This window comes from Rhodococcus sp. HNM0569 (assembly GCF_012726205.1).
Taxonomy (GTDB): domain Bacteria; phylum Actinomycetota; class Actinomycetes; order Mycobacteriales; family Mycobacteriaceae; genus Rhodococcus_F.
In genome coordinates this window covers 361,208-384,565 of record NZ_JAASAE010000001.1, presented here as the reverse complement: position 1 = coordinate 384,565, position 23,358 = coordinate 361,208, and the positions used below count along the sequence as shown (strand labels likewise).

At 69.0% G+C, this 23,358-nt stretch carries 21 protein-coding genes and 1 pseudogene; 12 read left to right on the top strand and 10 right to left on the bottom strand.

Annotation, left to right across the window (positions count from 1 at the left end; all coding sequences use genetic code 11):
* Positions 1–20 precede the first annotated feature (20 nt).
* The 3 genes from HCA44_RS20735 to HCA44_RS01775 are packed head-to-tail and all read left to right on the top strand — an operon-like array spanning position 21 to position 2,616.
* A complete protein-coding gene (locus tag HCA44_RS20735) occupies positions 21–242 on the top strand; it encodes a hypothetical protein (RefSeq protein WP_206037496.1) in 222 nt (73 codons plus the stop codon).
* Positions 221–1,078: a type I methionyl aminopeptidase gene (gene map, locus HCA44_RS01780; RefSeq protein WP_169646792.1), complete on the top strand. Its 858-nt coding sequence runs from the start codon at positions 221–223 to the stop codon at positions 1,076–1,078. Before HCA44_RS20735 ends, map begins: the two co-directional genes overlap by 22 nt.
* Entirely contained in the window at positions 1,075–2,616 is a 1,542-nt protein-coding gene (locus HCA44_RS01775) for a cobyric acid synthase (protein WP_206037495.1), read from the top strand. Before map ends, HCA44_RS01775 begins: the two co-directional genes overlap by 4 nt.
* A 127-nt stretch (positions 2,617–2,743) precedes the next feature.
* Here HCA44_RS01775 and HCA44_RS01770 read toward each other — a convergent pair whose 3' ends face one another.
* Together HCA44_RS01770 and HCA44_RS01765 are read right to left on the bottom strand one after the other, a co-directional pair.
* Entirely contained in the window at positions 2,744–3,469 is a 726-nt protein-coding gene (locus HCA44_RS01770) for a methyltransferase domain-containing protein (RefSeq protein ID WP_169646790.1), read from the bottom strand.
* Positions 3,470–3,662: 193 nt separating this feature from the next.
* Positions 3,663–4,130 (bottom strand): GNAT family N-acetyltransferase, encoded by a 468-nt coding sequence (locus HCA44_RS01765; RefSeq protein WP_169646789.1) that lies wholly within the window; start codon positions 4,128–4,130, stop codon positions 3,663–3,665.
* Between the two features lie 96 nt (positions 4,131–4,226).
* Between HCA44_RS01765 and HCA44_RS01760 the strand changes: the two are divergent.
* Positions 4,227–5,124 (top strand): annotated as a pseudogene (locus tag HCA44_RS01760) (IS5 family transposase).
* Here the strand turns inward: HCA44_RS01760 and HCA44_RS01755 are convergent.
* The 3 genes from HCA44_RS01755 to HCA44_RS01745 are packed head-to-tail and all read right to left on the bottom strand — an operon-like array spanning position 5,121 to position 7,176.
* Entirely contained in the window at positions 5,121–5,819 is a 699-nt protein-coding gene (locus tag HCA44_RS01755) for an ABC transporter permease (protein WP_169646788.1), read from the bottom strand. The pseudogene HCA44_RS01760 and the gene HCA44_RS01755 overlap by 4 nt on opposite strands.
* Positions 5,816–6,769 (bottom strand): ABC transporter ATP-binding protein, encoded by a 954-nt coding sequence (locus HCA44_RS01750; protein WP_169646787.1) that lies wholly within the window; start codon positions 6,767–6,769, stop codon positions 5,816–5,818. The genes HCA44_RS01755 and HCA44_RS01750 overlap by 4 nt, the downstream gene beginning before the upstream one ends.
* Complete coding sequence (locus HCA44_RS01745) at positions 6,766–7,176, bottom strand: GntR family transcriptional regulator (protein WP_169646786.1); 411 nt, start codon at positions 7,174–7,176, stop codon at positions 6,766–6,768. The genes HCA44_RS01750 and HCA44_RS01745 overlap by 4 nt, the downstream gene beginning before the upstream one ends.
* A gap of 142 nt (positions 7,177–7,318) precedes the next feature.
* Between HCA44_RS01745 and HCA44_RS01740 the strand changes: the two genes are divergently transcribed.
* Positions 7,319–7,885, top strand: a complete 567-nt coding sequence (locus tag HCA44_RS01740) for an alpha/beta hydrolase (protein WP_169646785.1) — start codon at positions 7,319–7,321, stop codon at positions 7,883–7,885.
* 1 nt (position 7,886) lies between these two features.
* Here the strand turns inward: HCA44_RS01740 and HCA44_RS01735 are convergent, their stop codons facing one another.
* From HCA44_RS01735 to HCA44_RS01725, 3 genes are read right to left on the bottom strand one after another with little or no spacing between them, the layout of a single operon-like run.
* Positions 7,887–8,216 carry a YnfA family protein gene (locus tag HCA44_RS01735; RefSeq protein ID WP_169646784.1) on the bottom strand — a complete coding sequence of 110 codons (330 nt, stop codon included), beginning with the start codon at positions 8,214–8,216 and terminating at the stop codon, positions 7,887–7,889.
* The gene (locus HCA44_RS01730; protein WP_169646783.1) at positions 8,213–9,592 is read right to left on the bottom strand and encodes a mycothione reductase; all 1,380 of its coding nucleotides are present in this window, start codon (positions 9,590–9,592) and stop codon (positions 8,213–8,215) included. Before HCA44_RS01730 ends, HCA44_RS01735 begins: the two co-directional genes overlap by 4 nt.
* Complete coding sequence (locus HCA44_RS01725) at positions 9,589–10,602, bottom strand: alpha/beta hydrolase (protein WP_169646782.1); 1,014 nt, start codon at positions 10,600–10,602, stop codon at positions 9,589–9,591. The genes HCA44_RS01730 and HCA44_RS01725 overlap by 4 nt, the downstream gene beginning before the upstream one ends.
* Positions 10,603–10,724: 122 nt before the next feature.
* Between HCA44_RS01725 and mqo the strand changes: the two genes are divergently transcribed.
* The 7 genes from mqo (at position 10,725) to HCA44_RS01690 (ending at position 19,978) form a co-directional block, all read left to right on the top strand.
* Positions 10,725–12,266 carry a malate dehydrogenase (quinone) gene (gene mqo / locus HCA44_RS01720; RefSeq protein ID WP_169646781.1) on the top strand — a complete coding sequence of 514 codons (1,542 nt, stop codon included), beginning with the start codon at positions 10,725–10,727 and terminating at the stop codon, positions 12,264–12,266.
* 252 nt (positions 12,267–12,518) lie between these two features.
* The gene (locus tag HCA44_RS01715) at positions 12,519–14,498 is read left to right on the top strand and encodes a VWA domain-containing protein (protein WP_169646914.1); all 1,980 of its coding nucleotides are present in this window, start codon (positions 12,519–12,521) and stop codon (positions 14,496–14,498) included.
* 100 nt (positions 14,499–14,598) lie between these two features.
* The gene (gene cobO, locus HCA44_RS01710; RefSeq protein ID WP_169646780.1) at positions 14,599–15,213 is read left to right on the top strand and encodes a cob(I)yrinic acid a,c-diamide adenosyltransferase; all 615 of its coding nucleotides are present in this window, start codon (positions 14,599–14,601) and stop codon (positions 15,211–15,213) included.
* A 28-nt stretch (positions 15,214–15,241) separates the two neighbouring features.
* Positions 15,242–16,633: a cobyrinate a,c-diamide synthase gene (locus tag HCA44_RS01705; protein ID WP_346764518.1), complete on the top strand. Its 1,392-nt coding sequence runs from the start codon at positions 15,242–15,244 to the stop codon at positions 16,631–16,633.
* Entirely contained in the window at positions 16,630–17,034 is a 405-nt protein-coding gene (locus HCA44_RS01700) for a cobalamin biosynthesis protein (protein ID WP_346764517.1), read from the top strand. Before HCA44_RS01705 ends, HCA44_RS01700 begins: the two co-directional genes overlap by 4 nt.
* Before the next feature lie 209 nt (positions 17,035–17,243).
* The gene (gene cobA / locus HCA44_RS01695; protein WP_206037597.1) at positions 17,244–18,428 is read left to right on the top strand and encodes a uroporphyrinogen-III C-methyltransferase; all 1,185 of its coding nucleotides are present in this window, start codon (positions 17,244–17,246) and stop codon (positions 18,426–18,428) included.
* 134 nt (positions 18,429–18,562) lie between these two features.
* Positions 18,563–19,978, top strand: coding sequence for an MFS transporter (locus HCA44_RS01690; RefSeq protein ID WP_346764537.1), 1,416 nt, complete (start codon positions 18,563–18,565; stop codon positions 19,976–19,978).
* A 27-nt stretch (positions 19,979–20,005) separates the two neighbouring features.
* Here HCA44_RS01690 and HCA44_RS01685 read toward each other — a convergent pair whose 3' ends face one another.
* Positions 20,006–21,064: a zinc-dependent alcohol dehydrogenase family protein gene (locus HCA44_RS01685; protein ID WP_169646778.1), complete on the bottom strand. Its 1,059-nt coding sequence runs from the start codon at positions 21,062–21,064 to the stop codon at positions 20,006–20,008.
* Positions 21,065–21,165: 101 nt separating this feature from the next.
* Entirely contained in the window at positions 21,166–23,166 is a 2,001-nt protein-coding gene (locus tag HCA44_RS01680) for a glycosyltransferase family 2 protein (protein WP_169646777.1), read from the bottom strand.
* Positions 23,167–23,358: the final 192 nt, after the last annotated feature.

Below are 23,358 nucleotides of genomic sequence, written 5' to 3'. Positions count from 1 at the left end.
TCGGTTTCGAGCAGGCGTCGTTGCCGGACATCGACGCGGAAGTCGGCATCGACTCGGGTCGCACCACGGTCGCGGTCCTGTCGGACGGCGAGATGATCACCTCGCCGACGTTTCTGCGCCGGGCGGAGCGCGAGCTCCGCAGCCGCAGCTCCTCGACCGAACCCGCGACGCACCTCGGGCACATGTGCGCGGCCGTGGCGGCGGGGCATACCCTGGTGGCATGTCCGATCGCGCCGTCCTGACCCCCGGAACCGTGTCACCCGTGCTGACGGTGCCGTCCGGTATCGAACGCCCCGAGTATGCGTGGAAGCCCACGGCGAACGAGGGCCACGAGCCGTGGGTGCAGACCCCGGAGACGATCGAGGCGATGCGCGTCGCGAGCCGCATCGCGGCGGGCGCCCTGCAGGAGGCGGGCAAGGCGGTGCGGCCCGGCGTCACGACCGACGAACTCGACCGCATCGCGCACGACTACATGATCGACCACGGGGCCTACCCGTCGACGCTCGGCTACCGCGGTTTCCCCAAGTCGTGCTGCACGTCGCTCAACGAGGTGATCTGCCACGGCATCCCGGACTCGACCGTCGTGCAGGACGGCGACATCGTCAACATCGACGTCACCGCGTACATCGGGGGAGTGCACGGCGACACGAACGCCACCTTCCTCGCGGGCGACGTGTCGGAGGACGTGCGGCTGCTCGTCGAGCGTACGCACGAGGCCACGATGCGCGCGATCAAGGCGGTCAAGCCCGGTCGCGCCCTCAACGTGATCGGCCGCGTCATCGAGTCGTACGCCAACCGGTTCGGCTACGGCGTGGTCCGTGATTTCACGGGCCACGGCATCGGCGAGACGTTCCACAACGGACTGGTGATCCTGCACTACGACCAGCCGGACGTCGACACGATCATCGAGCCGGGCATGGTGTTCACGATCGAGCCGATGATCAACCTCGGCACGGTCGACTACGAGATCTGGGAAGACGGCTGGACGGTCGTCACCAAGGATCGCAAGTGGACGGCGCAGTTCGAACACACCCTCGTGGTCACCGAGTCGGGGGCCGAGATTCTCACGCTGCCTTGACCGCCGGGGCGCCGCGGGCCGGCGCACTCTTGGTCGCAGGCACCACGTCGGACGCCGGCAAGAGCGTGGTGGTGGCCGGGCTGTGCCGCGCGCTCGCCCGCAGCGGGGTGCGCGTGGCGCCGTTCAAGGCACAGAACATGTCCAACAACTCGGTCGTCACGCTCGACGGCGGCGAGATCGGCCGCGCGCAGGCACTGCAGGCGCGTGCATGTGGGCTGCAGCCCAGCATCCGCTTCAACCCGGTGCTGCTCAAGCCGGGCAGCGACCGCACGTCGCAACTCGTCGTGCACGGCCGACCTGTCACGACGGTGGGGGCGCGCGACTACATGACACACCGGGACCGGCTGCGGCAGACGGTCGCTGCCGACCTGGAGGCGCTGCGCGCGGAGTTCGACGTGGTCGTGTGCGAGGGCGCGGGGTCGCCCGCCGAGATCAACCTGCGCCGCACCGATATCGCGAACATGGGTCTCGCGCGTGCCGCGCGGCTCCCTGTGCTCGTCGTCGGCGACATCGATCGCGGGGGCGTGCTCGCACACCTGTTCGGCACGCTTGCGGTGCTGTCGCCGGAGGACCAGGCGCTCGTGGCGGGTTTCGTGGTCAACAAGTTTCGTGGCGATCCGGCGCTGCTCGAACCAGGCCTGCACAGCCTCGAACAGGCGACCGGGAGGCGCACCGTCGGTGTCCTGCCGTTCGCCGAGGACCTGTGGCTCGATGCGGAGGACTCGCTGTCGGTCACCGCCGACTCGCCGGTGGGCCGGCCGGCGCCGCCGCACGGCGACCGCTGGCTCACGGTTGCCGCCGTGCGCTTCCCGCGGATCTCGAATTCGACCGACGTCGAGGCCCTCGCGTGCGAGCCGGGCGTCGCGGTGCGGTGGGTCACCGACCCATCACGACTGCACGGCGCCGATGTCGTGATGCTCCCGGGATCGAAGGCCACCGTGTCGGACCTCGCCTGGCTCCGCAGCACGGGACTCGCGGACGCGATCATGGTGCACGCGCGGACAGGCAAGCCCGTGCTGGGCGTGTGCGGTGGCTACCAGATGCTCGGCGCCTCCGTCGTCGACGCCGTCGAGAGCCGGGAACCCCGACGCGTCACGGGGCTGGGGCTGCTCGACGTCGACGTCGAGTTCGCCGAGACGAAAGTGCTCGCCCAGGTGAGCGGTACTTCCGAGGGAATCCCGGTGCGCGGCTACGAGATCCATCACGGTCGGGTGGTGCGCTCGGGCGACCCGGCGTGGTTGACGACCGTCGACGGCGCGGGAGAGGGCAGCGTGCGCGGCGCCGTGTTCGGCACACACTGGCACGGTCTGCTCGAGTCGGACGAGTTCCGGCGCCGGTTCGTGACCATGTGCGCGTCGCTCGCGGGCGTCGACGGCTTCGTCGTGGCCCCCGGCACCTCGGTCGTCGCCGAACGCATGCGCCAACTCGACCTGCTCGCCGATCTCGTCGAGACGCATCTCGACATGGACTTCGTGCGCGAACTGCTGGACCACGGCGCCCCGTCCGGCCTGCCGACGGTGGGTACGACTCTCGGCTGAGGCGTCCCACCCGGCGCCCCACGCAGGCGCCGCCCACACACCTTTCGGCGCCGCTGGGCCTAGGACATGTCCGAGAATTGCTGGCAGAGCGTTGATCCGCTGATCAGGCGGATCCCCCGATGGCGGTTCACGATGCCTCACGGGCGATGTGACGACAGACCAGCATGTCGTAGGCACCGCGTTGAAAGCGATACCCGACCTCGACAACTTCACCCGCGACCCCCCGGTTCCGAAGTTCGGTGAGCACTGTGTCCAGATGCGGATAGAGGGCCGCGGATGCGGAGTCCACCAGGGGGAAGATCCGCAACTCACCGTGGCAGACGCGCATCAGTTCGGTGATCGCATCGAGGTGGAAGATCGGGTCGAGACGATCGGAATAGCTGAACAGCAGGTGGGAGCTGAGTACCAGGTCGAAGCTGGCATCAGGGAACGGCAGGGTAGGCAGCCGTCCCGGGACGTAGCGGTGGGGGTTCCGGCTGAGGTCCGCGGCGAAATCCGCGGCCGCGTGCTGTCGTAGGCGAAGATGCTCGTCGGGGTCCGCGAAGAAGGTCCAGTCGTAGTGCTCAGCGTGGGCACGGATGTACCGGTTCCCGCGATCGGTTTCGGCCGCCACTATGCCGGCGAACTGCTCAGCGTCGCCGTCGAAATACGCCATGTCACACGCGGTCACGTCACCGCCGAGACCGTTCACGGCACTGGTGAAACCTGCCGCACCACCTGGGCAGTCCAGAATCCTCCGAGACAAGTCGCTCTCGGTGAGATTGAACATGGCCTTGTACTCGGCAAGTGAGCGGGAACTGATCAGCATCTCGCCGATCCCAACCACAGGAGGCTTGTCTCTGTCACGGGTCATCTGGGGGTTCCTCTCGAAATCGAGGCCACCCCATCGCACCAGCCGGTATCACCGCAGGAAGCGAGAGTAATCGGCCACCGGAGAGACGGCCGAAGACACAGTCGATCAGGCCGCTATGGAGCGCGGCCACCAGAGCTGTGCGCGGGTAATCACGCCCCCATTAAACATGACCGAGAAGCACAACCGTGACGACTCACCACGCCAGTGTCATGAAGATGCTGTTCGGATCCATCTCGTAGCGCCCGAAAGGGCCGCACGGAACGAATCCGGAGGAGGAGTAGAGGCGGCGGGCAGGCTCGAAGAAGTCCATCGAACCGGTTTCGAGCGAAATCCTCGACACTCCTCGCATTCTGGCATCGTGCAACAGATGCTCCAGGAGGAGCCGTGCGATCCCGCGTCCGCGCGACTCGGGAGCTGTTCGCATGCTCTTGAGCTCTTCGTGGCCTGGTTCGAGCATGACGAGGGCCCCGGTCGCGACGACGTCACCGCGGTGCCTGACAACCCAGAGTCGAACCGACGGATGCATGAGCCCCGCCATATCCAGTGCGTGGCGGCTGGTTGCCGGTGCTGTCGGGGCGATGTCACCGAGGTGGGCCTGGAGAAAGGCGGCGAGACCGGCGTCGCCGAAGTCCGCCCGTTCGATCACGTGATCGGCACCCATGGCTGTCCCCTTTCGTCCACACCGAAGCTATATGACGGTGGCTTCATTTCCGGGCGCATGCAGCGCCAGCCGACCGGTTGGTGTGAAGCTGTTGGGATGACACGGCTACGAGTGTTGTCGGATGATCAGTGGGAGCTCGTCGCGGACCTGCTTCCGGTGAGGACGGGTCGGCGTGGCCGCCCGTTCTCCGACGCTCGGTCGATGATCGAAGGCATCGTCTACCGCTACCGCTGCGGGATCGCGTGGCGGGACGTGCCCCAGGTGTTCGGGCCGTGGCAGACCATCTGGACCTGGCACCGCCGTCGCGCCGGCGACGGCACCTGGGACCGGATCCTGCAACGGCTACTCACTCACGCCGACGCAGCCGGGATCATCGACTGGGCAGTGTCGGTGGACTCGACCATCGTCCGTGCTCACCAGCACGCCACGAACACCACCCGCCACACAGGGGGATGCGTCGAATTACACGAATCCTTCGATCGAGCCGCCTGACCACGCGATCGGTCGATCTCGTGGCGGCCTGTCGACGAAGATCAATCACCTCGTCGACGGCCATGGACTGCCCCTCGTCGTGCTCGTCTCGCCCGGCCAGTCCGGCGACAGTCCAGCGTTTCCGCACCTCCTCGGCCATCTGCGCGTTCCGAGGCTCGGAGGTGGCCGGCCGCGGACCCGACCCGATCGGGTCCGCGGCGACAAGGCCTACTCCTCCCGCGCGAACCGGGAACTGCTGAGCCGACGTGGGATCGGTGCGGTCATCGCCGAACCGTCCGATCAGGCCGGGCATCGGCGCCGACGTGGATCGCGCGGTGGCCGCCCGACAGTGTTTGACGAGGTCGACTACCGCGGCCGCAACGTCGTCGAGCGGCGGTTCTGTCACCTGAAGCAGTGGCGCGGACTGGCCACTCGGTACGACGGGCTCGCGATCGTCTACCGCGCAGCAGCCGTCCTCAACGCGGTCATCGCCTGGATCCGAAGATTGTCAGACATGCCCTAGGCGGTCGCGCGGCGCAGCGTCGCCCAGGCGGCCGCGACAGCGACGACGGTGAGGCCTGCGGGCAGTGCCACCATCGGCACCACGCGCGGGACGTCCACGAACCACGAGCCGATGGCGGGCCACCAGCGTTGCCACGTGATCACCAGTGCCGCGGCACCGAGCGCGAGGAGTGCCGCGACCGCGACGGTGTACAGGCCGGTGACGCGCCACCGCAGGTGGACGGCGCCGATTGCGAGACCGAGCGCGGCGACGAGCGCGAGGAAGGCGACGTAGGTGGCGAACTGGACGAGGAAGTTCGACGTGAAGATCCCGGGGATGTCGAACATCCGCATGTGGACGCCGAAGCCGTCGGTGTTGCGTTCGAGCACCGCGAGTCCCTGCAGCGCGACCGCGAAGGTGACGGTCTGCGTCGCGGCGACCCCCAGGGTCGCGACGAAATAGTCACGGCGGGTGACACTCAGGCCGAGCGCGAACGGGAAGGTCTGCGTCATCGCCGCCAGGTAGAACGCCAGACTCACGCCGAAAACCGAGCTGACGCTGCCGGTGAAGTTGAAGTCGTTGCCGGTGTCTCCGATGATCGCGAAGATCGCGAACGGGATGAGGAAGCTGACGAGCAGCACGCCGGCGGGCCACCCCAGCAGCAGCGGCCACGCGACGGTGTGGACGCGGGCGACATTCCAGAGGCGGGTGATCATCGCGGATCCTTTCGTGCAGCGGTGGTCTGGGAGACAGCGCCGTCGGTCGACGTGAGATCGACGACGAGTTGTTGCAGCGGCAGCGGTTCGATGTGCACCCCGTCGCGCGCGGCGTCGTCGAGGACGGCGTCGGACACGGTGCCGCGCAACGCGACCCGGCTCTGACCGCCGAGGGTTTCGCGACGCATCTCGGTCATGTGCTGCGCGAGACGGTCGACGCGGTCGGTGGGTCCGGTCGCGGAGAGCGCGGTGCCGCGCAGGGAGTCTGCGCTCGCGTCGACGATCAGGCGACCGTGATCGAGGAGCAGGACGTGTTCGAGCAGATCGCCCACCTCGTCGATCAAGTGGGTCGACAGGACGACGGTGCGCGGGTGCTCGGCGTAGTCCTCGAGCAGGCGATCGTAGAAGAGGTGCCGCGCCACGGCGTCGAGGCCGAGATAGGGCTCGTCGAAGAACGTGAGGGGTGCACGCGACGCGAGTCCGATCGTGACGCCCAGTGCGGAGGTCATACCGCGCGAGAGCTTCTTGACCTTGCGGCGCATCGGGAGATCGAAGTCGTGCAACAGCCGGTCGGCGAGTTCGCCGCTCCAGCGCGGCATGAGCCTGCTCGCGGCGTGCACGACATGGCTCACCCGGTAGTCGTCCGGGTAGCGCTGACTCTCCTTGACGAACGACATCTGCTCGAGCACGTCGCGGTTCTCGTGTGGCACCGCCCCGAAGGCCGACACCTCGCCCGACGTCTGGAAGGCCTGCCCGGTCATGATCTGCATGAGCGTGGTCTTGCCCGCGCCGTTACGGCCGAGGAGCCCGTAGATGGTGTCGGGTCGCAGCTCGAAGGACACGTCGTCGAGTGCCCTCATCGTGCCGAATTCCTTGGTCACCCCGCGGATCCGGGCGACGGCCGGCTCGGTGTCCGGGGCGGTGTGCGTCGTCAGTGTCGCGGCGCTCATCGTGCTTCCTCTCGTTCGTCGAGCCTGGGGTTCGGGGGAGTGGCGAGTGCGGGGGCGAGGTAGGCGCGGACCATGCCTTCGAGTTCGTCCGGGCCGAGGCCGAGCTTGCGGGCTTCGGTGACGAGCGGCGCGATGTACTGCTCGGTGAAGGCCTCGCGCCTGCGGAAGCGGAGCGCATTGCGGGCACCCGTCGTGACGAACATCCCGATGCCTCGTTTCTTGTAGAGAATTCCGTCGGCGACCAGTTGGTTGAGGCCTTTCGCCGCCGTCGCGGGATTGATGCGGTGGAAGGCCGCGAGTTCGTTGCTCGACGGCGCTTGTGCTTCCTCGGGCAGCGAGCCGTCCACGATCGCGTTCTCGATCATTTCCGCGACCTGCCGGAAGAGGGGCTTCCCGTCGTCGAGCACGAGTCACCACCACCGGTGGACTGGTTCATTACTCATGTAATGAACCATAGGGCCTCGGGCGCCGATGGGCAAGAGACGGCGCGCAACCGGTGCACGGACAACCCGCCCCGCGCCCGCGGCGCGATCGCGTAGTTTCGTGCGCATGGAGACGACGCAGTTGACGGTCGGTGGGCACACGGTGTCGGTCGCGCAGGGTGGCGTGACCAATCCGCACTCGGTGCTCCTGCTGCCCGGTGCCACCGACGCGCCCGAGGTGTTCGACGACGTGTGCTCGCGGTTGCACACATCGGATCTGCGCACCGTCGTCCCCGACGTGCGCGACGGGTTGGATGCCGACACCGTGATGGGAGTGCTCGACGCGCTCGGCGTCGGGTGGGTGCACCTCGTGGGAGTCGACGAGGGTGCCGAACTCGCGTGGCAGCTCGCGGCGCGCCAGTTCGGGCGGTTCACGAGCCTCGTCGTCGCCGACCGCGGGCACCCAGCGGTGCCGAGCCTGAACGGCATCGCTCCCGGAACCGACTGCCCCGCAGTCGAACTCCCCACCACCGTGCTCGTGGCCGACGAGCGTCGTGCGCCCGAGGCCGAGGGCAGCGGGCGCTACGTCTACGCGGATTTCCGGGTCGTCGAACTGGGCGGGGTGACGAGCGTGCCGATGCACGCACCCGCCGAGTTCGCGACCGAGATCGTGCTCCGGTCGAGCCCCTGGTGAGTCAGCGGGGCGCGTACATGATGACGGCCACACCGATCAGGCAGATCAGCGCGCCCGCGAGGTCGTAGCGGTCGGGGCGGAAGCCGTCCATCACCATGCCCCACGCGAGCGAGCCCGCCACGAACACGCCGCCGTACGCGGCGAGGATGCGGCCGAAGTTCGCGTCGGGCTGCGCCGTCGCCACGAACCCGTAGGCGCCGAGCGCGACGATGCCGAACCCGATCCACAGCAGGCCGCGATTCTCGCGCACGCCCTGCCACACGAGCCATGCGCCGCCGATCTCGAACAGTGCCGCCACGGCGAACAGTGCGACGGACTTCGCGACGGTCACGAGTCGGCCGCCTCGAGCAGGGCGTTCTCGACGACCTCGGTGAGTGCGGGGTGGATCCAGTACTGGCCGCGCGCGACCTCGGCCGCGCTCTGCCCGAAGGTGAGTGCCTGCACGAGCGGCTGGACCAGCGTCGATGCCTCGGCACCCAGGATGTGTCCGCCGAGCAGTGCGCCGCTCGCGCGGTCGACGACCACCTTGCAGAAGCCGGTCGTGTCCTCCAACGCCCAGCCGAAGGCCACACCGGAGTAGTCACGCCTGCCGACCGCGACGTCGTAGCCGGCGCCGCGCGCGTCGCGCTCGGTGAGCCCGACCGTCGCGATCTGCGGATCGGTGAACACCGCGGCGGGGACGAAACGGTGGTCGCTGCGGTCGAGCGTCGACGTGTCCGTCCACGACCCGCCCAGGATGTTGCGTGCGACGACGCGAGCCTCGTGGTTGGACACGTGTTTGAGCTGGTGCGGCGAGGACACGTCGCCGAGCGCCCACACCCCCGGCGCACTCGTACGCTGCCACTCGTCGACCACGACGCGGCCGTCGTCGCGGATCTCGACCCCGCCTGCGGCGGCGCCGATGCGATCGCCGTTCGCCTGCCGTCCGGTTGCGACGAGCAGACAGTCGCCCCGCACGACCGCCCCGTCGGCGAGAACGAGTTCGACGGCCCCCGCCTCCCCGCGCACGCTCTCGACGTGCGCGTCGGTCCGCACGTCCCACAGCGTGCGGGCATGGGTGGTGAACCGTTGGGCGATCTCGTCGTCGGCGCGGCGCAGCAGCATCGGCCCACGAGCGAGCACCGTGACGTGCACCCCGAACGACGAGAACACGTGCGCGAATTCGGCCGCGATGGTGCCGCCGCCGAGGATCACGAGACGCTCCGGCAACTGCGTGAGCCGCATGATCGTCGCGCTCGTCTCGAAGGGCACGCCCGCGTCCGTCACCACCTCGGGGATCACCGGCCGGGACCCCGCCGCGACGACCACCTGGTCGGCCGAGATCCGTTCGCCGGTGCCGGTGTCGAGCATGCGCTCGCCGACGAACTCGGCGTGTCCTCGGAAGAGCGTGACGTGCGGACTGCGCTCGGCCCGGGCGCGCTCGCCCGACTCGGACAGTGGGTCGACGCGGCCGAATACGCGCGCCACCACGTCGTTCCACCGCACTGCGGGGTCGGCCGCGTCGATCCCGAACACCGACGCGCGCTCGACGGCCCGTGCGAGATCGGCGGTGTGCACGAACATCTTCGTGGGGATGCAGCCGACGTTCAGGCACGTGCCGCCGAAAGTGCCTTCCTCGAGGAGGGCGACCCGTCTGTCGCGGAATCGGCTGTCCACCAGGAGGTTGCCGCTACCCGAGCCGATGACGGCGACGTCGAAATGCCTCACGAGATGCTCCGTGCGGTGGGCTCGGTGACCTCCGCCAACTCACCGAGCCAACGGTCGACCTCCTCGAACGCCCGTGTCCGCGGCACCTCGGTGGACAGGAAGACGTCGTGCCGTGCGCCCTCGACGGGTGCGATCGTCGTGCGGTCGCCGAGACAACCCGCCCACCGTGCGATCTGCCGCACGTCGAGCACGAGGTCGGCCGCGTCGGCACCGTCGCCGTAGCGGGACAGATGCCGCGACCGCTTGGACCGCAGCACGAGCGACGGCACCCCCACGTCGAGCCCCCGGTGCAGCCGAGCATGGCCGTGACGGATCGCACGCATCCACCCGAAGGTGACGGGAAAACCGGACAGCGGCTTCCAGGTGAGGTCGTAGCTCCACTCGCCGTGGTGGTCGATGTGCAGGCTGCTGCCGTAGCTGTCCACCTTCGCGAGCGGAATGACGGTCTTCGCCGACACCCGGCCGACCCCGTCGACGAGCGCGGTGCCCCACGAGCGCAGGAAGGCCGGGCCCTGCAGGTCGAACCACGGGCTGTTGAGGACCAGCCCCGCCACCGACCGGACCGGCGTACCCGCCGAGGCGCGGGCATCGAGCCACAGCGGCAGGATCAGGCCGCCGGTCGAATGCGCGACGAGCACGACGGGAGCCTCGTCACCCACCTCGTCGCGGATCACCCGCATCGACTCGTCCAACTCGGCGTCGTAGAACCGCAGGTCGGTGACGAAGTGCGCGGTCTGCCCCGGGCGCAGCGACCGGCCCGACTTGCGCAGATCGAGCGCGTGGAATGCGTAACCGCGCTGGTGGAAGAACTCCGCGACATGCTGCTGGAAGAAGTAGTCGGTGAAACCGTGCACGTACAGTACGGCGCCGCGGGGGCGAGGCGGGTCGTCCGACGGCCGGTAGCGCACGAGCGTCGCCACGACCTGGCCCTCACCGTCGGGGTCGTCACCGAGCGGAAGCGTGAGCTGCTGATATCCGTCGCCGAGGACGTCTGGCACCCAAGTAGTCACAATCACAAATCTACGGCTCGCCCCGCGGCTGCGGGGAGGAGGACAATCGGGGGTGGTAAGGCGCACCGGAACGCGCGAGTAACCTGTACTCCCGATACGCACCAGCGGACCCGCATGGCTCAGTGACTAAGGAAGTCGATTCTCCAGTGTCAGATCAGAAAGTGGTAGAGACGAAGACCGATGTAGTGCTCGTCGGTGCAGGCATCATGAGCGCGACGCTCGGTGCGATTCTGCGACAGGTCCAACCGGACTGGTCCGTCTCGTTGTTCGAACGCCTCGACGCCGTCGCTGCCGAGAGCAGTGACCCGTGGAACAATGCGGGCACCGGGCACTCGGCGCTGTGCGAGTTGAACTACACGCCCGAGAAGGCCGACGGCACCGTCGACACCACCAAGGCCGTCAACGTCAACGAGCAGTTCCAGGTCTCGCGCCAGTTCTGGTCCTACGCCGTCGAGCACGGCATCCTCACCGAGCCGAGCGAGTTCGTCAACCCGATTCCGCACGTGAGCTTCGTGCACGGCGAGAAGAACGTGAAGTACCTGCGAGCCCGCTACGAGGCGCTCGCCGACCATCCGCTCTTCGCCGGCATGGAGTACATCGACGACCCGGACGAGTTCGCTCGCCGCCTCCCGCTCATGGCACGCGGACGCGATTTCTCCGATCCCGTCGCGCTCAACTGGAGCCAGCACGGCACCGACGTCGACTTCGGAGCGCTCACGCGTCAGCTCGTCGGCTTCCTCGGAGCGTCGGGCGGCAATGTGCACTTCGGTCACGAGATCACCGACCTCACCAAGCAGTCCGACGGCAGCTGGGTGGTCAAGGTCGTCAACCGGCGCACCGGCCAGAAGAAGATCGTCCGGGCCAAGTTCGTGTTCGTCGGCGCGGGCGGCGGTGCACTGCACCTGCTGCAGCGCTCGGGCATCGAAGAAGCCAAGGGTTTCGGCGGCTTCCCGGTCAGCGGCGCGTTCCTGCGCTGCACCAACCCCGCGCTCATCGAGCAGCACCACGCCAAGGTGTACGGCAAGGCCGCCGTGGGTGCGCCCCCGATGTCGGTCCCGCACCTCGACACGCGCGTCATCGGGCACCAGCCGGGCCTGCTGTTCGGTCCGTACGCCGGTTGGTCGCCGAAATTCCTCAAGCAGGGCCGCGTCACGGACCTCCCCAAGTCGGTCAAGCCGAACAACCTGCTGTCGATGCTCGGCGTCGGCGTCAGCGAACTCGGTCTCGTCAAATACCTGGTCGGCGAGCTCGCGATGAGCGAATCGGGTCGTATCCAGACGCTCAAGGAATTCGTTCCGCGCGCGCTCGGCCAGGACTGGGAGCTCATCACCGCGGGTCAGCGCGTGCAGGTCATCCGTCGCGCGAAGGGCAAGGGCGGTGTCCTCGAGTTCGGCACGGCGGTCGTCAACGCGGGCGACGGCACCATCGCCGGCCTGCTGGGTGCCTCGCCCGGCGCGTCCACCGCGGTCCCGGCGATGCTCGACGTCCTGCAGCGCTGCTTCCCGCGCGAGTTCGAATCGTGGCGTCCGCGCCTGCAGGAGATGGTTCCATCGCTCGGCGTCAAGCTGTCCGACAACCCGGAGCTGTTCGAACAGGTGTGGAACTGGTCGTCGAAGGTCCTCGAGCTCGACGAGACGCGCGCAGGCGTACACGCCGCGGTCTGAGCCACAGCTTTTCCTCTCGCGCCCCCGCTCCGCACGCCGGAGCGGGGGCGCGATACTGTTTCCGGCGGATGCCACGCGGAGAAGTCCTGTTCGAACCAGGCGCGGTCCCGCCACTGTGACGGCCTCGGCACGCCGAGACCCAGCCAGATCGCCGCGGCATCCCGATCCGTCCACTTCTTCCGGCGAGGACACCGGGAGTGAAGGGAAGCCGCCGTGCACACCGAGTTCCATCTCACGCATCACACCGAGTCGGTGCCCCGCGCGAGCCAGCGGTCTCCCGCGCCGTACCCGTTCAGCGCGATCGTCGGCCAGGAGCGGCTACGGCTCGCGCTGATCCTGTGTGCGGTCGACCCCGCGATCGGCGGCGTCCTCGTCCGCGGCGAGAAGGGCACCGCGAAATCCACCACGGTCCGCGCGTTCGCGCGCCTGCTGTCGTCGCCCACCGCGCGTCTCGTCGAACTGCCGATTGGTGCGACCGAGGACCGCGTCGTCGGCTCGATCGACGTCCGCGGCGCGCTCGCCGACGGGGTACATCGCTTCGCGCCCGGCCTGCTCGCCGACGCCGACGGGGGCGTGCTCTACGTCGACGAGGTCAACCTGCTCGCCGACCATCTCGTCGACGTCCTGCTCGACGCCGCCGCGATGGGCCGTGTGCACGTCGAGCGCGACAGCATCTCCGAGTCGTACCCGTCGAGGTTCGTCCTCGTCGGCACGATGAATCCCGAAGAGGGAGAGTTGCGTCCGCAACTACTCGACCGCTTCGGGTTCGCCGTCGACGTCGCCGCGTCACGAGACGTCGACGTCCGCGTCGAGGTCACTCGGAGGCGGCTCGCCTACGACGCCGACCCGGACGCCTTCGCCCGCCGGTGGCGGGCCGAGGACGAGGCACTCGCCGAATCGCTCGCGCGGGCACGCGCAGCCCTGGCGGGCGTCGAGCTGCCGGATGCCGAACTGCGCCGTATCGCGTCGGTGTGCGCGTCGCTCGACGTCGAAGGCATGCGCGCCGATCTCGTGGTGGCGCGCGCCGCCCGCTCGCATGCCGCATGGCGCGGACACGACACAGTCGACGCCGACGACGTACGGGTCGCCGTCGAACTCGCCCTCCCGCACCGACGGCGCCGAGACCCGTTCGACGAACCCGGGCTCGACGACCGCGAACTCGACCAGGCCTTCGACGAAGCGGCGGCGGACGACGGGCGGACCGAGACCGACGAGTCGGGTCAGGGGGATGCGGGTGGCGGCGAGCCCGGCGGTGACGGCCCGAGCGACCCCGAGACCGGCGGCGGCGACCCGGACGGGCCGGACGGTCCCGACGATCCCGGCGGCGGTGGGGCACCGACGCCGTCCGGCGCCCGTGCCGACAACGGCAGCCAGTTCCGGGCGCGCCGACTCGAGGTGCCGGGCATGGGCACGGGCGCGTCCGGCCGCCGGTCGCGTTCACGCAGCGAGCGCGGGGCGGTGGTCCGCGCGACCGCCCGCCCGCACGGCGGGTTGCATGTACCGGGCACCGTCCTCGCCGCCCTTCCGCACCAACACGAGCGCGCAACGCGCGGTGATCCTCTGCGCGGAACGCGCGGTGATCCTCTGCGTGGAACGCGCGGTGATCATCTGCGCGGAACACGCGGCGGCACAATGGTGTTCGCGGCCGACGATGCACGCGGCGCGCAACGTCGCGGCCGCGAAGGCAATCTCGTCGTCTTCCTCGTCGACGCCTCCGGGTCGATGGCCGCGCGTGACCGGCTGAGCGCGGTGACCGGCGCGGTCGTGTCGCTGTTGCGGGACGCCTACCTGCGGCGTGACAAGGTCGCCGTCGTCGTCGCGCGTGGACGCGACGCGACGGTCGCGCTCCCGCCGACCGGCTCGGTCGACGTCGCGGTTCGCCGCCTGGGAGACCTGCGCACCGGCGGAAAGTCCCCGCTTGCACAGGGATTCGCCACCGTCTCCGACGTGCTGCGGCGCGAGCGGTTGCGCGATCCGCACCGGCGCGCACTGCTCGTCGCGCTCACCGACGGCCGCGCCACCGGCGGTCGCGACGCGCTGCCGTCCGCCCGCCGCGCCGCACGGGCCCTCGCGCGGGGTGGGCTCGCGTCGGTCGTCGTCGACTGCGAATCCGGCATGGTGCGCCTCGGTCTCGCGGCCCAGCTCGCGCGCGACCTGGGTGGCGACTGCCTGCAACTCGCCGAGCTGTCGGCCGACCACGTCGCAGGTGTCGTCCGCGCCGCCGCCGCCTGACGAGACGGTGGCCCGACAACGCGGTGGCCCGAACCTGCCGCCGCACGAGCACTACTCCGTCCGAATCCGGACGGCAACGTAATCGCGAAGGAGAGAGCGAATGCCCCGAGGCGTGCCGAACGAGGTTCCCGCCGACGGCCTCACCACACGTCAGCGTCGTCACACCCCGGTGCTCGCCGTGCACACCGGCGACGGGAAAGGCAAGTCGACTGCGGCGTTCGGCATGGCGCTGCGCGCATGGAACCAAGGCTTCGACATCGGCGTGTTCCAGTTCGTGAAGAGCGCGAAATGGAAAGTGGGCGAAGAGGCGTCGTTCCGCGCGCTCGGCGAGTTGCACGAGTCGACCGGCGCGGGCGGAGCGGTCGAGTGGCACAAGATGGGCGAAGGCTGGTCGTGGTCCCGCAAGCAGGGCACCGAGGAAGATCACGCCGCGGCGGCGCTCGAAGGCTGGCGCGAGATCGCACGGCGCCTGCAGGCGCAGACGCACACCTTCTACGTGCTCGACGAGTTCACCTACCCGCTCGGGTGGGGATGGGTCGACGTGCACGAGGTCGTCGACGTGCTGCGCTCGCGGCCGGGCAACCAGCATGTCGTGATCACCGGCCGCCGCGCGCCCACCGAACTGGTCGACGCCGCCGACCTCGTGACCGAGATGACGAAGATCCGGCACCCCATGGATTCGGGACGCAAGGGACAGAAGGGCATCGAGTGGTGACGGACGGCGCTGTCATGACGAGGATCGCGTGGTGACGCCTGCGGTGGTGATCGCCGCCCCGTCCTCGGGCAGCGGCAAGACGACCGTCGCGACCGGCCTCATGGGCGCGCTGCGTGCGGAAGGGCACGTCGTCGCGCCGTTCAAGGTCGGCCCCGACTACATCGACCCCGGCTATCACGCGCTCGCGACCGGCAGGCCCGGCCGCAATCTCGACCCGGTCCTCGTGGGCGCCGAGCGGATCGGGCCGCTGTACCGGCACGGCACCGCAGGCGCCGAGGTCGCCGTCGTCGAAGGCGTCATGGGGCTGTTCGACGGCAGGATCGTGCCCGAGTCGGTGGATCCGGTCGCGCTCGGGTCCACCGCGCACGTCGCCTCGCTGCTCGGTGCACCCGTCGTGCTCGTGGTCGACGTCCGCGGGCAGAGCCAGAGCCTCGCCGCGCTGCTGCACGGGTTCGCGACCTACGACGCGTCCGTGCGCGTCGCAGGCGTGATCCTCAACAATGTCGGCAGCGCGCGCCACGAGGACGTGCTGCGGGCCGCGTGCGTCCGTGCGGGCCTGCCTGTGCTCGGCGCCGTGCCCCGCAGCGCAGATCTTGCGGTGCCGTCGCGTCACCTGGGCCTCGTGACCGCCACGGAACACGGCGGCCCGGCACGCGCGGCGGTCGACGCGATGACCGACATCGTCCGGGCCCACGTCGACGTCGCCGCCGTCCGGACGCTGGCCGACGCCGCCGCGGCGGGCCCCGCATGGGATGCGCGCGCCGAGACAGGCGGCCCGGGGAGCACCGGCAGCCCCGCGGTGCGCGTCGCGCTCGCGGCCGGCGCCGCGTTCACCTTCGGCTACGCCGAGCATCGTGAACTGCTCACCGCGGCGGGCGCGCTGGTCACCGAATTCGATCCCGCCACCGACCGCCTGCCCCGCGACACCGCGGCCCTGATCCTGCCCGGTGGCTTTCCCGAAGAACATACTTCCGTCCTCGCACGCAATCGTCGATTGCTCGCGGACGTGACCGAATTCGTCCGCGACGGCGGGCCGGTGCACGCCGAGTGCGCCGGAATGCTGTATCTCGCACGGGAACTCGACGGCATCACGATGGCGGGCGCGCTCGACGTCGTTGGCGCGTTCGGACCCCGGCTCACCCTCGGCTACCGCGACGCCGTCGCACTCGCCGACTCGCCGTTGTATCCGGCAGGCGCCCGCGTCACCGGGCACGAGTTCCATCGCACGGTCGTCGAGCCGCGGCACTCGGACACACATCCGGCTGCGTGGGCGTGGCGCGGAGTCGACGGCTCCGTCACGCGCGAGGGTTTCACGGCAGACGGTCTGCACGCGTCGTACCTGCACACGCACCCAGCCGGTCGGCCGGAGTCGATCACCCGGTTCGTCGGCGCGGCCCGCGCGTTCACGGGGTCCGCGTGACGAGGGAAGGGGTCGAGAGCGGTGCCGTGTGGATCGGGGTCGGCTTCGCCCCTGTATGGGTCGGGGTCGGCTTCGCCTCCCGCACGCACCCTGGGGTCCTGGCCGCGGCGGTCCGTGCCGTCGCCGACGAACTCGGGACGACGCTCGCCGGCCTGTCGACCCTCGCGCACAAGGCGCCCGCGTTGGATGCGGTCGCACGCGAACTCGGCGTTCCGGTACGCGCTTTCGAGGCGGCGGAACTCGCGGCCGTCGAAACCGAGTCACGCTCGGCACGGGCCGACGCGGCCGTCGGTACCCCGTCCGTCGCCGAGGCCGCCGCGATCCTCGCGTCCGGCGGCGGCCGGGTGGTGCGGGCCGCGCACATCCGCGACGGGGTCGTCGTGGCCGCCGCCGTAGAGTGAACACCCGTGGCCTGCATGCGTGACCGGCAGGCAGACCCGCCGGCGGGGCACCCGGCGGATCCACCGCACGGCGGTGCACAGAATGGTGTCGTAACACAGCAGGGGAGTGGACAGCGGTGAGCACGAACGGTGACAGTCGGCCTGGCAGGGACAGTCGGCCGGACACCGACGACACGGGTGATGCCGCCGAGTCGAGCTATCTCGTCGGCCTGCACCTCGCGGGTCGCCGCGTCGTGGTCGTGGGCGGCGGCAGCGTCGCACAGCGCCGACTCGGTCTGCTCGTCGCGTCCGGTGCCCACGTGCACGTCGTGGCGCGCGAGGTCACGCCTGCCGTCGAGGCGTTCGCGACATCGGGGCAGATCACGCTCGCGCAGCGCGAGTACCGGCGCGGCGACCTCGCCGACGCGTGGTACGCGATCGCCTGCACCGACGAGCCCGACACCAACGCGGCGGTCGTGGCGGAAGCCGAAGAGGAGCGCGTGTTCTGTGTCCGCGCCGACAATGCGGTGCGCGGCACCGCGTCGACGCCTGCGAGCGCACGCTACGACGGCCTCGAGATCGGCATCCTGGCACGCGGCGAGCACCGCCGCTCGGCCTCGGTGCGCAATGCCGTCCTCGATGCGCTGCAATCCGGAGCGCTCCCGATGTCGGCCGAGCCGGCCGCGCCGGGAGTGGCACTCGTCGGCGGCGGACCGGGCGACCCAGATCTGATCACCGTGCGGGGCCGCCGGCTGCTGGCGCAGGCCGATGTCGTCGTCGCCGACCGTCTGGCGCCGGCCGAGCTGCTCGCCGAACTCGGCCCGCACGTCGAGGTGATCGACGCCGCGAAAATCCCCTACGGGCGCGCGATGGCGCAGCAGGCCATCAACGACGCGCTGATCGACGGCGCCAAGTCGGGCAAGTTCGTCGTCCGGCTCAAGGGCGGCGACCCGTACGTCTTCGGCCGCGGCTACGAAGAGCTCGAGGCGTGTGTCGCCGCGGGCGTCCCGGTCACCGTCGTTCCGGGCATCACCAGCGCGATCTCGGTGCCGTCCGCGGCAGGCATCCCGGTCACCCACCGCGGCGTCACGCACGAGTTCGTGGTGGTCAGCGGGCATGTCGCGCCCGATCACCCCGATTCGCTGGTCGACTGGCCCGCACTCGCCCGGCTGGGCGGCACGATCGTGCTGCTCATGGCCGTCGAACGCATCGAAGCGTTCGCAGGCGCGCTGATGGACGGAGGCCGCGATGCGGGCACTCCCGTCGCGGTCGTGCAGGAAGGCACGCTCCGCACACAGCGCGTCGTGCGGGCCGATCTCGCGACGGTCGCGCAGCGCGTGCGGGACGAACAGATCAAGCCCCCGGCGATCGTCGTGATCGGCGCCGTCGCGGCCTTCACCCCGGACGGCCGGTAACGCCTACCTGCTCGGTAACGTGGGCTCTCGTGTCCGAACACCGAACGCCCGAGCCCGCACCCGGCCCCACACGCACCGGCCCCGTCGGGGACGCGGCGGCGGGTGCCACGCGAGTCCTCGGCGCCGCGATCCTCGTGCTGTCGGGTCTGCAGATGATGGTCGTGCTCGACGGCACGGTCGCCAACCTCGCACTCGCGCCGTTGCAGTCCGACCTCGGGCTCAGTGACAGCGGCCGCAACTGGGTCCTCACGTCCTACGCCCTCGCCTTCGGTGGACTCATGCTGCTCGGCGGGCGGCTCGGCGACGCCTTCGGGCGCAAGAGGATGTTCGTCGCGGGCGTATCGCTGTTCACCGTCGCGTCCCTCGCATGCGGCCTGGCGTTCGACGAGATCAGCCTCGTCGCGGCGCGGTTCCTGCAGGGCGTCGGGGCGGCGGTCGCCTCGCCCACGGCGCTCGCGCTCGTCGCCACCACGTTCGCGGCCGGCCCGGCGCGCAACAAGGCGATCGCGATCTTCGCGGCCATGACGGGCATCGGCTCCATCGCAGGCCTGGTGATCGGTGGTGCCCTCACCGAGGTCTCGTGGCGGCTGATCTTCCTCATCAACGTTCCGATCGGTCTCGTGATCGTCGGCCTCGCCCGGAGCGCCCTGCGTGAGACCGCCGCCCGCAGGCTCGCCCTGGACGTGCCAGGGGCCGTGCTCGCGACGGGCGGCGCCGTCGCGATCGTCTTCGCGCTCAGCGAGGGCCCCGAACTCGGGTGGGGCAGCGTGTGGGTGATCGGCGCCCTCGTCCTCGGGCTCGTGTTGCTCGCGGCATTCCTCGTCGTCGAACGCCGCGCCGAGAACCCGCTGCTTCCGTTCTCGCTGTTCGACGACCGCAGCCGCGTCGCCACGTTCGTGTCGATCTTCTTCGCGGGCGCCGTCATGTTCTCGGTCGCGGCCTATGTCGCGCTGTTCGTGCAGGACGTCCTCGGGTACTCGCCGCTGCGCGCGGGTGTCGGCTTCATCCCCTTCGCGATCGGTCTCGGCGGCGCCGCAGGCGTCGCGTCGAAGCTCGTCGTGCGGGTCGCGCCGCGCTGGCTCATCGCGGCGGGCGCCGCGATCATGGTCGTCGGCCTGCTCTACGGGTCGACACTCGACGGCAGCGCGACGTACGCCGCCAACCTGTTCGTCCCGATCATCGCGATCGGCTTCGGCGTGGGGCTCGCGGTCGTGCCGCTTCCGCTGTGCGCGATCGCGGGCATTCGGGAGACCGAGATCGGGCCCCTCGCCGCGGTCGCGCAGGTCGTCCAGACACTCGGTGGCCCGCTCAGTCTCGCGGTGATCGGCGCGATGGCGACGTCGCGGACGCTGTCCCTCGGCGGGGTGTCCGGCAAGGTCGCCGACATGACGCCCGACCAGGTCTCCGCGCTGGGGCACGGGTACACCTTCGCCCTCGTCGGATGCGCCGTGTGCGCGCTGGTCACCGGCGTCGCCGCGCTGTTCATCCGCTTCACCCCTGAACAGGTCGCCCAGGCGCAGGCCGCCGAGAAGGCCGCGCAGGAGAGCTGAACAGGCCGGATCACTCCGCGTTCAGGATCACTCCGCGTTCAGGATCACCTTGAGCGCCTTCGTCTCCGCGGCGCGCGAGAAGGTGTCGTAGGCGTCGAGGATGTCGGTCAGCGGGTACCGATGGCTGATGAACTCCTTCGAGACGAGCTTGTGCTGCGCGAGCAGCTTGATGAGCATCGGTGTCGTGTCGGTGTTGACCAGCCCGGTCGTGACGGTGATGTTGTCGATCCACATGCGGTCGAGCGGGAACTCGACCGGCTTGCCGTGCACGCCGACGTTCGCGACGTGCCCCGCGGGTCGCACCAGTTCGAGGGCCATGTTCCAGGTCGTGGGTACGCCCACCGCCTCGATCGCGACATCGACGCCGAGGCCGTCGGTGAGCGCGAGCACGCGCTCCTTCCAGTCCGGGTCCGACGACACGATGCCGTCGGTTGCGCCGAACCTCGTCGCCTGCTCGACCCGGTTCGCGTCGAGATCGATCGCGACGATCCGGCTCGGCCCGTAGAGCCCGGCCGTCGCGATCGCCGCGAGACCCACCGGACCAGCGCCGATGACCGCGACGACGTCGCCCGGGCGGACCGCGCCGTACTGGACGCCGATCTCGTGCCCGGTCGGCAGGATGTCGCTGATCAGCGTCGCCTCCTCGGAGGTGACACCGTCCGGCACGCGGTAGAGCGAGGTCTCGGCAAAGGGCACACGCACGTACTCGGCCTGGGTGCCGTCGATGAGGTGCCCGAAGATCCAGCCGATGCCCGGCGCGCCCTCGTCGGCGAGGCAGTGCGAGTACACGCCCTTCTTGCAGTACGAGCACTTCCCGCACGACGACACGCACGAGATGATCACCCGGTCGCCCACCGCGAGGTCCGTGACGGCGTCGCCGATCTCGGTGATGACGCCCACTCCCTCGTGGCCGAGGATGCGCCCGTCGGTGACGGCGGGCACGTCGCCCTCGAGGATGTGCAGATCGGTGCCGCAGATCGTGGTCGTCTCGATGCGGACGATCGCATCGGTCGGCTTCAGGACGACCGGATCCGGCACGTCCTCCCAGGATTTCGAGCCGGGACCGTGGAACACGAGAGCCTTCATGCCGCCTCCTACAGCTGGACCGGTAGGTCGTCTGGCCACTGCGCGGGCCACCCTCGATCACAGCACAGGCGCGCCGCGCTCGAGCGGCTTTCGTGCGCGCGTCAACCGACCGGGACCTGGTGTGCCCTGGTCGACCGGCGATGAGCGCGTGCCCGGGCGAGGCGCCGGACGAGACCGTCGCGGGCCTCCTCGAGGATCATCGGAATCGTGTGCCGACGGTAGGGTGGCAGGTCGTCGTGATCATGTACCGCAGTGATGTAGTCGCCGTAGGCCGCGTCGGTGTCGACGGCCAGCACGAGACGGGAGTTCCCGTCGGTACCTGCGGTGGTCGACGCGTCGATTCGCACCGGGCCGTCAGGGAATTCGATCGTGGCGGTCACCATGGCTCCCGGTGGGAACGACGAGGTCAGGTCGCCGTCGAGTTGGACTGCGTCTTCGGTCACGAAGGCGCTCCTGGCGCGAGTGACGCCGTGGCCGCTGCTGATCGCCACCGGCACCTGCACCGGCCATCTCACGCTGTCGGCGAAACCCGGCCGTCCGAGGAAGAAGTACAGCGCGAACAGAGCGTTCTTTCCCTCGACGAACAACCACAACATCACCACCAGCGAGGCGAGTGATTGATCGGAGATGCAGCGCATCAGCAGGATGACGAAGCAGATCGCGTTGAGTACCAACAGCACCGCGAAGGTGATCGCAAGTCTCCAGTAGGGTCTGCCGTCTATCTGGCCCGCGAGATTTTTCTTGGTGACGACGAACTTTCGCCGCTGTATACCGAACATTTCCGTCAGGACCGGCCAGAAGAGCGGTAGAGCCAGCGTCGTCTCGATCACGTTTGCCTGGTGGGCATTTGCTCGATTCGAGGTGAGTACTCGCAGCGAGACTGCATACAGAAAATACCCAGGGAGCCACAGGATGAAGTACGTGTACCACATTCCGTCGAGCACGGTGATTCCGAACAGCACGACCGAGATCGGTACGAACATGTAGATGACGCGACGCAGAGTGAAGATCCAGTAGTTGTAGATCTGTGTGTAGCAGGATTTCCACCAGAAACCGTGTCCTGTGGTGAACGGTCGCTGTCCCTTGAAGCTCTGGAAGCAGCCGCGTGCCCACCGGACTCGCTGCGCGAGAAAATCGCGATGTGTGAAGGGTGTGAGGCCGAACGCGATTCGTGCCGGCACGGCAATGCCACCGAATCCCTTTTTCTCGATCGCGAGACCGGTCGACAGATCCTCGGTGACACTGTCGAGGGCGAACCCCCCGACGGCCTCGAGTGCGAACCGTGAGATCAAGGTGTTGCTGCCACAATAGGTCGACGCGTTGAGGTGACCACGCGAAGGGTTGACGATCTCGAAGTAGATCTGCTGTTCGTTCGGCGCGTGATCCATTGCGTACAACGTGAACTGGTACAAGTCAGGTGTGTAGAACGCCTGGACACCTTGTACGAAGCCCATGTCGAACTGGAACCCGTTGTCGGCGAGGTCGTGAGCGAAGCGGCGTGGATCCTGCTTGTGTTCCGACGCGTAGAAATACGGCACCATGTCCTCGAGGGCGTTCTTCTTCGGGATCATGTCCGCGTCGATCGTCGAAACGAGCGGAGCCGAGGTGAACTCCAGTGCATTGTTGAGGTTGCCGGCCTTTGCACCGCGATTCGAATGGCACGGGATGTAGCCGACTCCGAGCGACGCGGCCAGTCGTTCCATCTCGGGTCGTACGACGTCGTCGCACACGTGGATATGGATCTTGCGCTGGTCCGGATAGCGGATTTTCTTCGCCGCGCACAGAGTCTTGAATACCAGCAGCGTGCTCTCGTTGTGGACCGGTACGAGGATGTCCACTTCGGGGAGCAGTCCGGTCGGGATGTCGAGGATGCGGCGGGGACGCGCGACCTTGTTCAGCATGATGTTCACGAAGTCGAACAGATCGCCTGAGCGGGCAGACAGCTCGGCGAGGATCAGCAACACAGCCACCACGAGCGACACGATCCCGAAGCTGGTCGGAATCGTGAAGAACACCCGCCACACCATGTACACCGTGATGAAGCCGATGGTCAGGACGACGAGTGTGACGTTCCTCGATTTGACGACAAACGGCTTTTCCATTGCCGGCACCGTCCTTTGTGGAGAGGAGGGCGGATACGCCGAGACGAACGGACCTGCTGTCGCATCGGCACGAACTGCAGACGCTTCCACTGCAGACCGGCGGATGCTCGGCACCGCCTGTTTCGATGACAGCACAACGGCGGCATGTGGTGGTGCGTTTCGACGTCAGCACGCAGCGACGGGCCGTGGATC